General features: G+C 32.9%; 9 protein-coding genes. 4 read left to right on the top strand and 5 right to left on the bottom strand.

Annotated features, from left to right (window positions below; all coding sequences use genetic code 11):
- The first annotated feature begins 68 nt into the window (after positions 1 to 68).
- The 3 genes from NYQ10_RS11080 to NYQ10_RS11070 all read left to right on the top strand — a co-directional run bounded on the left by NYQ10_RS11080 (position 69) and on the right by NYQ10_RS11070 (position 4,727).
- On the top strand, positions 69 to 794 hold the full coding sequence (locus NYQ10_RS11080) for a DUF4198 domain-containing protein (protein WP_289880831.1): 726 nt from the start codon (positions 69 to 71) through the stop codon (positions 792 to 794).
- 244 nt (positions 795 to 1,038) lie between these two features.
- Positions 1,039 to 3,267 carry a TonB-dependent siderophore receptor gene (locus NYQ10_RS11075; RefSeq protein WP_289880830.1) on the top strand — a complete coding sequence of 743 codons (2,229 nt, stop codon included), beginning with the start codon at positions 1,039 to 1,041 and terminating at the stop codon, positions 3,265 to 3,267.
- A 143-nt stretch (positions 3,268 to 3,410) separates the two neighbouring features.
- The gene (locus tag NYQ10_RS11070; RefSeq protein WP_354669352.1) at positions 3,411 to 4,727 is read left to right on the top strand and encodes an APC family permease; all 1,317 of its coding nucleotides are present in this window, start codon (positions 3,411 to 3,413) and stop codon (positions 4,725 to 4,727) included.
- 217 nt (positions 4,728 to 4,944) lie between these two features.
- Here the strand turns inward: NYQ10_RS11070 and NYQ10_RS11065 are convergent, their stop codons facing one another.
- Complete coding sequence (locus tag NYQ10_RS11065; RefSeq protein WP_289880827.1) at positions 4,945 to 7,578, bottom strand: valine--tRNA ligase; 2,634 nt, start codon at positions 7,576 to 7,578, stop codon at positions 4,945 to 4,947.
- 288 nt (positions 7,579 to 7,866) lie between these two features.
- On the opposite strand from NYQ10_RS11065, the gene NYQ10_RS11060 reads away from it, so the two are divergent.
- Positions 7,867 to 8,247: a DUF1573 domain-containing protein gene (locus NYQ10_RS11060; protein WP_276174517.1), complete on the top strand. Its 381-nt coding sequence runs from the start codon at positions 7,867 to 7,869 to the stop codon at positions 8,245 to 8,247.
- A 321-nt stretch (positions 8,248 to 8,568) separates the two neighbouring features.
- On the opposite strand, the gene NYQ10_RS11055 is transcribed toward NYQ10_RS11060, so the two are convergent.
- The 4 genes from NYQ10_RS11055 to NYQ10_RS11040 form a co-directional block, all read right to left on the bottom strand.
- A complete protein-coding gene (locus NYQ10_RS11055; RefSeq protein WP_289880825.1) occupies positions 8,569 to 9,051 on the bottom strand; it encodes a hypothetical protein in 483 nt (160 codons plus the stop codon).
- A gap of 63 nt (positions 9,052 to 9,114) precedes the next feature.
- On the bottom strand, positions 9,115 to 11,244 hold the full coding sequence (locus NYQ10_RS11050) for an OmpA family protein (protein WP_289880823.1): 2,130 nt from the start codon (positions 11,242 to 11,244) through the stop codon (positions 9,115 to 9,117).
- A 10-nt stretch (positions 11,245 to 11,254) separates the two neighbouring features.
- Positions 11,255 to 12,181 (bottom strand): PorP/SprF family type IX secretion system membrane protein, encoded by a 927-nt coding sequence (locus NYQ10_RS11045; RefSeq protein ID WP_289880822.1) that lies wholly within the window; start codon positions 12,179 to 12,181, stop codon positions 11,255 to 11,257.
- Positions 12,182 to 12,213: 32 nt separating this feature from the next.
- A complete protein-coding gene (locus NYQ10_RS11040) occupies positions 12,214 to 14,847 on the bottom strand; it encodes a gliding motility-associated C-terminal domain-containing protein (protein WP_289880820.1) in 2,634 nt (877 codons plus the stop codon).
- Positions 14,848 to 14,867 lie beyond the last annotated feature (20 nt).

The following is a 14,867-nucleotide window of genomic DNA, read 5'->3' as shown; positions in this document are numbered from 1 at the left end:
TTTTTAATTATTCTAAATAAGACTTATGTTTGTAGAAAATTTCATTCTAATAATTTAAACTTGATCTTATGAAATCAAATACTTTAAAAACAATAACCTTTTTATTTCTAATGCTTTTTGCCGCACCGCAAATCTTCGCACATGCACTTTGGATCGAAACTAAAGCAACTGGAACAAAAGGAAAAGCTCAGGAAATCTCAGTTTACTTTGGAGAATTCTCTGATAACGACATTACAAAAGCAGACAAATGGTTTTCTGATTTAAAAGATTTCTCTTTAGTGTTAATTTCTCCTTCAAAAAAAGAAACAAAATTAACTTCTAAAGCTTTAGAAAATAAGTATCAAGCATTTTTCACACCAGATGAAGATGGAGTTTACACTGTTGTAATGCACCATAAAGTAAAAGACGTTTACGGAACTATGGTTTTAGATTATAACTCAAGCGCAACTGTAGTGGTTGGAAATAAAACTGCTGGAAATTATGCTACAGCAAATAAAAATCAGATTGGTTTATTTTCTGAAAATGCTGATGTAGCTAAAAAAGATACAAAAATTACTGGATTTGCTCTTTATGATGGAGTTTCTGCAAAAGAAGCAAAAATTAAAGTAATTGCTCCAAACGGCTGGGAAAAAGAATTATGGACAAACGATAAAGGAGAATTCTCTTTTACACCAATCTGGTCTGGAAACTATATGGTAGAATATGCTCACACTGAAAAAGCATCTGGCGACCATAATGGTAAAAAATACGATGAAATCTGGAAAATGGCTACTTACCAAATTGCAGTAAAATAATTTTAGAAATTTCATTCTTAGATTTAATTTCAATTAGAGAAAACCTCGCTTTGTAGTGAGGTTTTTTTTGTTTAAAAACAACCTCATTAATACAAAATTAAAATAACATTAGAAAATTATTAAGCAAATCTTAAGACAAGAATAAGCAAGGTTTAAGTAAGAAAACCACGTCATAATTTCATGTTAAATAGCAGGTGTATTTATATTTGCATTCGATAATTTTTATTGAATCTAAATAAATACCATGAAATATAATTTACTATTTGCACTAGGATTATTAAGCCTTGCTTCTTACGGACAAGATTATTCAAGTAACGAAAGCACTTCTACAGTAAATGATACTGTAAAAAATAAAAAAGGAGAAATCTTAAACGAAGTTGTTGTTACTAAAAATAAAGAACCAAAACCAGTTACAGCAGTTCGTTCTGGCTTAAAGCCAATGGACAATCCGCAATCTATACAAGTTATTGGATCTGATGTTATTGAGCAGCAGCAAGCTATCAGATTAAGTGAAGTTCTTAAAAATGCCAACGGAGTTTATGTTGGTTCTGCTCGCGGTGGCGCTCAAGAATCTTTTTTCTCAAGAGGTTACGATATGTCTGCCAATAATATGTTTAAAAACGGATTTCGTTACAACGCGGGATCAATTCCTGATGTTTCTGGTTTAGATAAGGTTGAATTCTTAAAAGGTGGTTCTGCGCTTTTATTTGGAAATGTCGCTCCGGGCGGAATTCTTAACCTTGTTACTAAAACGCCTCAATTTAAAAGCGGTGGAGAGGTATCAATGCAAATAGGAAGTTTTTCTTATTACAAACCTGCTTTTGATGTTTACGGTGGACTTAGTAAATCTATTGCTTTTAGACTTAACGGTTCTTACGAAAATTCAGAAAGCTTTAGAGATGTTGTAAAAAATGAGCGTTTATATATTAATCCTTCCCTACTTTTTGTAATTAATCCGAAAACACAAATTACTGTTCAGGGAGATTATTTAACAGCAGACTGGACTCCAGATTTTGGAACAGGAATTATCGGCACAAAAATCCTTGACTTGCCTCGCAATACTTTTTACGGATCATTATGGTCAAATGGAAACACAAAATCTGCCAGCGCTTCTGTCTTATTAAATCATGATTTTAATAAAAACTGGAAACTTAATTTCAACAGTTCTTACCAAACTTACGATAGAGCTTCAAAATCTACAGCACAATTATCTACAGTAAAAGACAATGGAGATTGGACAAGACCATTGGTTCAAAACGACAACTCAGAACAAATATTAGGAGATCAAATAAGTCTTCAAGGAAATTTTAATACTGGATCTGTAAAACATCAGATTTTCACAGGTGCCGATTGGGAAAACTCATTTGCAACTGCTTATACTTTTGCATTCAATCCTGCAAATTATGACACAATCAATCTTTTCAACTTTGATCCGTCAACGCAAAGAAATGATATTCCAAATGCTAGAGCAACTCAAATTGCAAAAACAGAAACAAATCGTTTTGGGGTTTATTTCCAAGATTTAATCTCAATTACAGAAAAATTAAAAGTATTAGCAGGTATACGTTGGTCTTGGCAAGAAGCTGAAGTAACAACTTACAAAGAAACTTTTGCTTCTGGAGTTCAAACTGTAAAACCAGAAAATGCAGTTCCAACCGTTGGTGCAAAAAAATTAGATAATGCATTTTCTCCAAAATTCGGATTAATATATCAGCCAAGAACAGACGTTTCATTATTTGCAAGTTATTCTACTTCGTTTACTCCAAATACAGGAACTACGGCAGATCTAAAACCAATTGAACCTTCTATTATTGATCAATACGAAGCTGGTGTTAAAACCGATTTCTTAGAAGGAATGTTAAGCACAAATGTTACTGTTTATCAAATTGTAAACAACAATTTGGCGCAAACAGCAGAATTTAAAGCTGACGGAAGTGTAAATACAGACACAAACGTAAAAGTTTTGAGTGGAGAAACTAAAAGTAAAGGTATCGAAATTGATGTTACTGCAAGACCAGTTGAAGGTTTAAATATAGTTGCAGGATATAGCTACAATGACATGCGTTACACAAAAACATCTGGTTTAAACGGAAGTTTTATTGAAGGCGATCGTCTTGTTAGAACTCCTGCAAATACTGCTAACTTAAGCTTTTATTATTTAGTTCAAGAAGGTTTCTTCAAAGGTGTATCTATTGGAGCAATTGGAAACTACATTGGTGATCGTTTAGGTGGATGGAATGATCAATACAGTACAGATCTTGTTAAATATCCTGACGGAATTTACCATAGAGAAATTCCAATCAAAGGTTATACAACTATTGATGCTTCGGTTGGATATACTTGGAACAAATTCTCGATTCTTTGCAAATTATCAAACATTACAAACGAATTAAATTATACTGTTCACGAAAATTACAGTGTGAACCCGATAGCGCCTCGTCAATTTATGACAAGTTTACGCTACAAATTCTAAGACATTGAATTAGGTTGGTTTTTCCCAAGATTTTCTGTTTTCAAAATGAAATCAGAAAATCTTGGGATTTTTATTTTAAAGCTATTTATACTGCAATTAATGCTACTTTTGCTTCAATTATTATTCTCTTAAATTAACTCCAAATATGTCCGATTTCAAAAAAAAACCAATTAAAGAAAACTTTAGGTCTTAGTTTTAACATTGCCGTATTAATTGGAGGAACAATCGGAGTTGGAATTTTAAGAACACCTGGATCAATTGCAGAAATGTTAAACAATTACTGGCTTATTCTTGCCTGCTGGTTATTCGGAGGTTTGTATGTTTTATTGGGTGCAAATTCTTATTCTGAACTGGCTACAATGTTACCAAAAGCAGGCGGATCTTATAATTATATCAAAAGAGCTTTAGGAGAATATGCTGGATTTTTGTCTGGTTGGTATGATTATATTACGAATGCTATTCCGCCCGCATTTTACTGCATCGTAATTAGTGAATATATTATTATTTTATTTCCATCTCTAGCCAATTATTCAACAACAATGGCTATTTCGTTATTGGCAGCTTTTGTTTTGCTGCATTTAAGTGGCGTAAAAAACGGAAGCGTAATACAGCAGATTACAAGTTTCTTAAAAGTAATCTGTTTCGTAGCTTTAGTAATTGCCTGTTTTATGTATACTGGAGTTCAAATCCCTAAAATTCAAACAGACAATTCTATCTTTCAAATTGGTTTAATCTTTGGCTTTTTTAAATCATTACAGCTTATTATAGGAACTTACAATGGTTGGAATGCCGCTTGCTTTTTTGCAGAAGAAAATGACGACCCGAGCAAAAATATTCCGAAATCTCTTTATAGTGGCGTTTTGCTTGTTGTAGCAATTTATATCTTAGTTAATGCTGCCTTTTTTCATGTATTGCCAATTGAAACTTTAGCAAAATCTAATCTAGCGGCGGCAGATGTTGCTAAAATTCTTTTTGGTGAAAACGGTGCCAAAATCGTAACGGTAATTTCGATTTTTTCTTTAATCAGTATTTTGAATGCCTTTATGATGATTCCGCCAAGAATTCTATACGGATTAAGCCGTGACGGATTTTTTATTAAAAAAGGAACAATCGTAAATAAAGGCGGAACTCCAATCGTGGCTCTTTTAGTTTCGTCCTTTTTCAGTTTATTTTTAATCTGTATTGGCTCTTTTGAAGTCTTGTTTTCTTTCGCCGCATTTATCTCGATTATTGTTTGGGGACTTGCCTATTATTCGCTTTTAAAATTAAGAATTACCGAACCTGATTTACCAAGACCTTATCGCTCCTTTTGGTATCCATATACAACTATAATTGCTATTATTGCTTCTATAGGTTTATTGATGGGTTTTATTTACAGCGATCCTAAAAGTTTTATTATTATTGTTGGTATTACAATCGCTTCTTATCCTTTATTTTTGGTTTTAAAGAAGAAAAAATAATACATTTTTTTTACCCAAAAAACACCTCAATTTTGTCATTCCGAGGAACGAGGAATCTCCGCAAGTAGCTCGACAAAGATTGTCGATTCTGATTGTGGAGTTTCTCGCGGAGATTCCTCGTTCCTCGGAATGACAAACTGCACGTACAAAAACAAGAAACCCGAATGATTTTGAAATCATTCGGGTTTAATTTATAAATTAATAGAAACTCTATTTCTTATTTCAAACCAGCCAAACTCTGCTCGATTGTAGCAATTTTTGCTAAAGCATCGGCTTGTTTTTGTTTTTCTATATTTAAAACTTTCTCTGGAGCTCCGTTTACGAATTTCTCGTTTGAAAGTTTTGCTTCAACAGATTTCAAGAATCCTTTTGTGTAATTCAATTCTTCTGTCAATTTTTTAATTTCTGCTTCAACATCAATGTTTCCTGTAATCGGAATGAAATATTCATTTGATTTTACACGGAAAGACAATGCGCCATCTACTTTTTCAGAAACATAATCGAAAGCCGAAACGTTTCCTAACTTCGTTATAATTGAATCAAAATAAGTAGAAACATTTTCGCTATTGATTCCTTTTAATTCGATTGCATCTTTAAACGGAATATTTTTATCTTTTCTGATTGTTCTAATTCCAGAAATTACTTCAATAGAATTTTCAAAATCAGCAATTAATTTTGCATCAAATGGTTTTAATTCTGGCCAAGTCGATACGATTAAAGCTTCTTCTGGAGTTCTATCAGCAATTAACTGCCAAATTTCTTCTGTCAAGAATGGCATAAACGGATGAAGTAATTTTAAGTTGCTTTCTAACATTTCAATCGCTTTCGCGAAAGTTACGCTGTCAATTGGCTGTTGGTAAGCTGGTTTGATCATCTCTAAAAACCAAGAACAGAAATCATCCCAAACCAATTTATAGATCGCCATTAACGAATCTGAAATTCTGTATTTCTCAAAATTATCTTCAATGTCAACCAAAGTCTGCTGTAATTTTGCTTCGTACCATTCGATTGCCACTTTTGATGATTCTGGCTGCGCGATAGTTTCAGAAACTTCCCAACCTTTAATCAATTTAAATGCATTCCAAATCTTGTTTGAAAACGCTTTTCCTTGATTACATAATTCTTCATCAAACATAATATCGTTTCCTGCCGAAGCGCTTAAAAGCAATCCAACACGAACTCCATCTGCTCCAAAAGCATCGATCAAATCTAAAGGATCAGGAGAATTTCCTAATGATTTAGACATTTTTCGACGTTGTTTATCACGAACCAAACCAGTTAAATACACATTTGTAAATGGTTTTTCTCCTGCATATTCATAACCTGCAATAATCATTCTCGCCACCCAGAAAAATAAAATATCTGGACCTGTAACTAAGTCATTTGTTGGATAATAATACTTAAAATCTGGACTTTCTGGATCCATAATTCCACCAAAAACAGACATTGGCCATAACCAAGACGAAAACCATGTGTCTAACGCATCAACATCTTGTTTTAAGTTGTCGGTTGTTAGTTGTTGGTTGTTGGTTTTAGCTTGTGCTAATTTTAGTGCATCTTCGATATTTTCTGCAACTACGAAATCTTCTTTTCCGTCTCCGTAATAATATGCCGGAATTTGCTGTCCCCACCATAATTGACGAGAAATATTCCAATCGCGAATGTTGTTTAACCAGTGTGCATAAGTGTTTTCGAAACGTTTTGGATGTAATTTAATTTCTCCTGTTTCTAAAACCGACTTAATTGCGGGTTTTACTAATTCTTCCATTTTCAAGAACCATTGGTCAGATAATCTAGGTTCGATTACCGCTTTGGTTCTTTCAGAAGTTCCAACTTTATTTAAGTGGATTTCTGTTTTTGCTAAAGCTCCAATTTCTTCTAATTCTTTTGCAATTTCAGTACGAACCACAAAACGATCTTTTCCTTGATAATGTAATCCGAAGCTGTTTAAAGTTGCGTCTTCATTAAAAATATCAACGATTTCAAGATTGTGTTTTTCTCCTAACGTTTTATCGTTCATATCGTGCGCAGGCGTTACTTTCAAACATCCTGTTCCGAATTCAACATCTACATATTCATCTTCAATAATTGGAATCACTCTTCCGCAAATTGGAACGATCGCTTTTTTACCTTTTAAATGTGTAAAACGCTCATCATTTGGATTGATACAGATTGCTGTATCTCCAAAAATAGTTTCTGGACGCGTTGTCGCAATCGTCAAGAAATCTTCTGAACCTTCAATTTTATATTTTAAGAAAAATAATTTCCCTTGTTGTTCTTCGTAAATAACTTCTTCGTCAGAAAGAGTAGTTTTTGCTTCTGGATCCCAGTTAACCATACGGTATCCTCTGTAGATTAATCCTTTGTTATATAAATCAACAAACGATTTAATTACAGATGCAGACATATCTGGATCCATTGTAAATTTGGTACGTTCCCAATCGCATGAAGCACCTAATTTTTTAAGTTGCTCCAAGATTGTTCCACCATATTTATCTGTCCATTCCCAAGCGTGTTTTAGGAATTCTTCACGAGTTAAATCATTTTTATTGATTCCTTCTGCTTTTAATTTTGCTACAACTTTTGCTTCGGTAGCAATAGACGCGTGATCTGTTCCAGGTACCCAACAAGCGTTGAAACCTTTAAGACGCGCACGACGAATTAAAACATCTTGAATCGTATTATTCAACATATGTCCCATGTGAAGGACTCCAGTGACGTTTGGCGGCGGGATTACAATAGTGTAAGGTGTTCTATGATCTGGTTCTGAATGAAAATAATTGTTTTTCATCCAGTAATCATACCATTTGTTCTCAATCGCTTTAGCGTCAAATTGTGCTGGAATTGTCATCTATTTATGTTTAATCGTTTATTTGTTTAACCGTTAATTGGTTTTGATTATTATAATGTAAAATTGAATTATTTTAATTGTTTTTCTATCTTGCTAACATCATTTATAATTCAATCTCAACGATTAAACAAATAAACGATTAAACAGTTAAATAAAAAATTGGTTCAATTTTTGTAATTATTACTGAGAGCAAAAGTAAATAATTAAGTAGACTATAAAAAGCGAATTATTAATTTGTGTGTTAATTAAAAGAATGTATATTTACTTACAATTAAAAACTAATTTCATATGAAAAATGCAGCCTCTTTTATTGCAGTCTTATTGTTTAGTGCAATAGGTTATGCACAAAACGGCCCAAAAATTGAATTTGCAGCCCCAGACAATACAATTGATTATGGAAAGATTTCTAAAGGTGACAACGGACTTCGTTCCTTTGAATTTACTAACACCGGAGATGCTCCTTTATTAATTACAGGCGCAGAATCTACAGTAAGTTCTATAATCGTTACAAAACCAGCGGCAGCAATTCAGCCGGGCAAAAAAGGAAAAATCGATGTAAAATATAATATGGTCGCAGGACCTATTCGTAAAACAATTACTGTTGAATCAAATGCAGTAAATTATCCTGATGGACGCGTTGCCTTAAAAATTAAAGGTGAAGTTCAATAAGGATTTTTACAATAAATAACAAAAAAAGCTGTCTCAAAAGGACAGCTTTTTTTGTAAGCTTCGGAGAAGCAAAATATTTATAGCAAAGAATAAACATTTAGAACATAAAGCTCCAGAGGAGCGACATATTTTTCTACCGACTTAAAATATATGTCGCTCCTCTGGAGCTTTTTTCATTTGTCCTATTACGATTCTATAAATATTTCACCCCGCTGGGGTTTTTCAAATACATCAATTTTTATAAATATTTATGTCCAACAAAAAAGCTGTCCTTTTGAGACAGCTTCGTTTTATTTTTATATAAAAGCTTTTGCTTCTTTATTACTTTGTAGAACATTCTACAGAATCAAACTTGTATTTTACGCTATCAAAATCAATTGGTTTGTCTTTTACTAAGTACGTAACGCCCATTGTAGTTTGCATTGTTCCGTTTCCTAAAATAAGCTGATTATTGCGTTTTAAAAGCGCCATCGGATTTTTGAAGGTTTTATCTTTATTTACATTATCCTTAAAAGTATAATCTACAAATAAAGTATCACCATGAAATTCACCCGCAACTTCTCCTGTTCTAACAGTTGAAGGCGCGACTTTCATAATTAGATCTCCTGCTAATTTTCCGTTTTTTAAAGTATTTAATTTCAAATCTATAGTATCCTTTTCATAAATTGCTTTATAACATTCGGTACTTACAACTTTTTCGCCATCGGCTTTAGCGGCTTCAGCAGCTTTTTGTTTTTCTTCATTTTTACAGCTTTGCAATCCGATAACAGACAAAAGCAAACAAGATAGGACAAGATTTTTCATATTTTTTTATTTCGCAGTTATACTATAAAATTATAAAAAAGGTTTTTCTTTCTAACTATTGTTTTATAAATTTTTAATTACAAATTCAGATCTTCTGTTCAATTCATGATCTTCTTCAGAACAAGCTTGATCTGTTTTACATTTTATAATCGGCACTGATTCTCCATATCCTTTTGCAGAAACTCTTTTTGCATCGATTCCAGATTGGATGATAAATTCTCTTGTCGAATTGGCTCTTTTTTGTGATAAATCTTCATTGAATTTTGCATTTCCTCTCGAATCGGTATGCGAACCAATTTCAATTACCATTCCAGGATATTTCTTCATTAATTCGACAACTCTTCCTAAAACCACTTTCGATTCTTTACGAATGTACCACATATTGTAGTCAAAATAAATCGGATCAGTTTTAATGATTAATCTGTCTTTATCTTTTACAACATCTTTTTCTTGCGCTAAAATCTCTTGTACTTTTTCTTTCTTTTTAACTTCAGCAGCAACAATCGCGGCTTCTTTGGCTTTCTTCTCTTTTTCTTTCAATTCGATTGCCGCAAGCGCTTCTTTCTTCTTATTATTTTCCTCTATAATAATTTCCTGCTTTCTCTTATTTTCAGCAATTAACTTTTCTTCCTGTTTAATGGCTTCTAAAGATTTTAAGGCTAGAGAAGCGTCATTATTTTTATCTCTGGTTTTATCCAAAGTCAGAATTGTAGAAGCATTAGTATAATTTTCTTTGAAAGCACTAACCTTATAAGAAGCCTCGCAAGGAACTGTAAAACTGAATTTTCCGTCTGGAGAAGTTGTAATGGTATTCAAAGTTTTATTTTCTGAATCTTGCAAAATTACAGTTGCATTTTCTAAAGCCAATTTGGTATCAACATCGGTAATAATTCCGGCAATAAACTGTTTACAATCTTCAACAATTAAATCTTTTATTTCTTTAAATTGATAAATATCATCGCTGCCTTTTCCTCCTTCTCTATTCGAAGCAAAATATCCTTCTTTGGTATTTGAATCAATATTAAAGGCAAAATCATCTAAATTTGAATTTAATGGCAATCCGATATTTACGGCTTCTCCATATTCTGAACCTGTAATTTCAGAAACAAAAACGTCTAACGATCCGTATCCCAAATGTCCTTCTGATGAGAAATAAAGTTTATTATCCGCAGAAGCGAAAGGAAATTGCTCTCTTTTAGCTGTATTCACATTCGGACCTAAATTTTTCGGAGTATCAAATGCGCCTTTATTGATATTAACCGAATAAATATCAAAAGAGCCTAAAGAACCTGGCATATCCGAAGCGAAATACAATACTTTTTCATCTGCGCTTAACGCTGGATGTTCTACCGAATAATTCGGACTATTGAACGGAAGTGACGTTATATTCGTCCATTTTCCGTTTACCAATTCTGCTTTAAAGATTTGAAGATTTGATATTTTCTTTTCATCTTTCTTCTTCTTTCCGTTTTTAGAATTATTTCTGGTAAAATAAATTGTTTTGCCATCTTTTGTAAAAACAGCATTCGATTCGTGCATTCCAGTTTTTAATTCTTTTGCAAAATACTGCACAGTAGAATCTGCTGAATTTATATTTTTTAATGGAATAGAAACTAAATTCAAATAGGTTTCATTATCCCATTTGAACTTTTTATCCAATATTCCAGGTTTTAATTTTACACCCGCGAAGACTAAATTATCGTTGTATTTTACCGCTCCAAATTCTGAATTTGGTGTATTTATAGCAAGATTTTTAATCTCAAAACGTTTTCCTATTGCCGAAACATTTTCTAATGTTTTTAAGCTTTTTTCAAAATTTACAACATCATCAGGATTTCCAGATAACGCATAATATTCCTTTAAATTATTATTTGCGTCTTCAACGCTGTTCGTTGCTTTTAAGGTCTGAGCATATCTGAAATAGTATTCTCTATTTAAATCCTTATTGTAATTCTTTACCAATAATCTGTAATAGCGTTGTGCTTTAACCAAATCATTTGTATAAAAATAGGAATCGGCTAAATTCTTAATCACTTCTTGCGAAGGTCTTTCGTCTGCTAATTTTTGATATAAAACAATAGCTTCACTATAATATGTTCTATCAAAAAATTTCTTTGCTCTAATCAATTCCTGATCTTGAGCGTTTATAAACTGTATTGAAAATACGAATATAATAACAAGTAGTTTTTTCATATTTTTCATCTTAGAAGAATCTTGGTGATTTATCAAATCCTTTTCCTAACAAGTCTAAATCGAATAACAGCATAATTTCGTGTGTTCCCGAATTAAACTGTCCAAAGTTTGTAAGTGTATAATCGTAAGCATAACCCACTCTTAGAGTTGGTGTTACATTAATATTAAACAATGCACTTACAGAATCGTCAATTCTATATGCGGCACCAAATTCAAATTTTTCATTATACAATACGTTTGCTGTAACATCTAAAGTGATTGGAGAACCTTTGACAAATTTGGACATAAATGCAGGTTTCAGTTTCAACATATCATTAAGCTGAAAAACATATCCTGCTGTTAAAAAAGTATGTATTTCTTCAGAACCAAAAGCATTGACACCTGATTTTTCTTCAATATATTTTGATTTTAAAAGATTCGGAACAGATAATCCAACATAAAGATTATCTCTAAAATAATAGGCTCCAACTCCAATATTAGGTTTTGTAGCGTTTATGTTTTCTGAAAAAGCATAATCGGTTTGAGGATCTGTAAAACGAAATCCGTTAAAATTGCTTTGCATAGACGAAAATCCAGCTTTCAATCCTAATGACAGTTTATCTTTATTGCTTAATTTTAAAACATATGCAAAATCTGCATAAACGTTGTTTTCTTTTTTAGCTCCATCACCAATATCATCTGAAACAAATGAGATTCCTGCTTCTATTTTATCTGTAATAGCAGTGTGACCGAAAAATGTGAATGTTTTAGGAGCTCCGTATGCTCCAACCCATTGTGTTCTATATAGTCCTCCGAAATTCATCATGGCAGGAACTCCAGTTGCATACGCAGGATTGACAACGCTCATATTATACATATAATGAGTATATTCTGGATCTTGCTGCGCAGAAACCGACAAACAGAAAAGGAAATTTATAAAGAGTAGTATTTTTTTCATTTTGGAAATTATATTAAAAATATAAAAGAGAATTATCGATTTAAATAAAGACGGCCTTGCTGCGGCTTTTTGTTGCCTTTATTGAAATGCAGTACATAAAAATAAACTCCGTTGGGTGCAATTCCGCCTGCTATACCGCTCTTTTCGTAATTTTTCCCATCCCACGCTAGTTTATTTTTATCTCCTTTATACATTTCGATTCCATATCTGTTATAAATTTCAAGAGTATAATCAGGGTATAAAAATTCAATATCCTTAATTACAAATGAATCGTTTGTACCATCTCCGTTTGGAGAAAAACCATCGGGCACAAAAAAGTCGTTTGGTACATCATCACAAGATGTTAGCGTTACAGTAACTTCAATATATCCTGAAGAAAAACAACCTGTATCTGGAAAATTGAATCCGTAATATCTGCCTTGTTCGGTTAAACGAGTTGAAGCAGATAATAAATTCCCATCATTTGGAGCATCATACCAAACTACTGTTGATGGCACATTTGTATTATTTGATAAATCAGCTATAGTTGGATTTTTTAAGCCACAGAAATTTTGTCCATCTGAATTTAAAACCGGAACTGGAGAATCGTTTATTATAACAGCAACCACAGAAGCTTCTGAATTACAGCCATTCGCAGAAGTTTCCCTTACATAATAATTACCATTTTGCAATAATAAAGTACTCGCAAGAGGCGTTGTTGATGTTGGAGAATTATACCATTTGTATTGAGCTCCTATTGGTTCTAGATTAGCGATTGTAGTCTCATCTACTTTACAGAATTGCTGATTGTCTACATTTGGAGCAGCAGGAAGCGGATATATTACAAAATCATCTGCTACATTAACTAAATTAATATCGCAGGTCGTTACTGTATTAGTTAGATTTAATAATGTAATCTTGGTACTGCCAATATTCGGAAGCATTGTCGCTGGAATTACAAAATCTATTCTTCCGTTTGTTACTGCTTGAGTAATCGTTTGAACAGTAGAAACATTACTATCTGAAAGCTGATATGAAATTTTTGCATTGGTTAAATTTCCTAATCCCGAAATAGCGACAGGGACTGGTTCATTCAAACAATAATTATTAGCAACAACACTAACAGTCGTAGCATTTGGAAGCGGGTTTATAGTTAAATTTCCAGCCACATTAGCGGGACTTGCACATTGCGGAGTTGGGTAGGTAATGTTTACAATATTCAAAATTATAATGACTGATAAGCCACTCTTTACATTCAAGCTACCGGGAATTTCAAAAGTTGCTTTCCCTCCTACCGCTTTTAAAATAGCAGTTTCTCCTGTTGCTATATTGTCTCCATTTATATTATAAGTAATACGATAATCTCCATCAAGTAATTGAGGCGCATTTAATTGCATCAATCCCGGTTTATTCTGACAAGTTGGTGTTGATGTAAGTATAGCTCCGTTTAATCTTGGCAATGGGTGCACAGTTAAAACTGTTGAAAATGGATTAAAGATATTTGTACATAAATTCAAACCAAAGTTTGGAGAAATATTTGTCACCTTTACAGTGTAACTTCCTACTCGCTGAAAATATGACGAATTTATCGGAAAGTTAAGTTGTCCATTTATAAAATCTGCTATTGCATAACCAGATCCAGAACTTGCTCCAGTAACATCAAAATTAACAACGTATTGACCGTTAGGAATACTATCTGGTCCTTGTGTAATTTTTGCAGAATAAGTTGCGGTAGCAATATCAGATTCACAAATATCTTTCTCAACAACAATTTTTGCGCCTGTAAAATCAAGTCTTTTTTCTAAAGTCACTATTACGTCGCTACTCTTATTGTTACAAATATAATTATCAGGAACAGCTAAAACAGTATATCTAAAGGTGTATTCTCCAGGGCCAGAAGTATCAAATAATTCCTGAAGGTTAACATTATGATCTGTGTTTGACGTAATTCCAGGTCCAGTCCAAATACCTCCACCATCTTCACCCTCAAGTCGGTCATTCAAATTTAAATTGGTATATCCAGCTAAATCTGTTGTCCCACACAATCTTAAATGTTCTGGTTCACCTGGTTTAGGAGCTCTTAAAACTGTTACTAAGACTGTTGTAGATTTTGATGCTGGCGAACATTCTAATACGGGCGGCACTGTATATGTAAATTGTAGCGTAGTTTTTTTATCTATATCACCTATATAAATAGATTGCGGCACAACTTTTCCTTCGCTATTTGTCCATTGTCCATTTGAATGTGGCCCCATCGAATTACTGTCAAATGCTGTAAAAAGATTAAAATAATTACTATCGTTACAAACAGTTGCCTGAGAACCAACACCTTGAAATGCACCAATAGTAATGGTTACGACAGCTTTATTGTTTGTACATCCTGCAGTATTTGGAGCTGTATAAGTATACTCGTAAACACCTCCTTTAGTAATAAGTTGAGGGTGTAAAATACCAGTTGCAGGATCTAAACCTTTCAAATTATTATTATCAGACCAAGTTCCGCCTGGAACTGGAGAGCCTCCTAATAATGAAAATAAAGATAAAGACTCGTTAGCAGGATTCTCAATATCACAAATTATTTTTTGTCCATTTGTACCTGCGCATTGAGCATTAATTTTTGAAGAATAAAAGTTTAAAAAAATAAAAAGTATTACAAACCTTAATAAATTAATGTAGTTTTTTGCCATAGATTAAATTTTCGTTAAAC

The organism is Flavobacterium johnsoniae (assembly GCF_030388325.1).
Classification (GTDB): domain Bacteria; phylum Bacteroidota; class Bacteroidia; order Flavobacteriales; family Flavobacteriaceae; genus Flavobacterium; species Flavobacterium johnsoniae_C.
The sequence above is the reverse complement of the archived record's forward strand: the minus strand, read 5'-3'. Positions and strand labels throughout refer to the sequence as shown.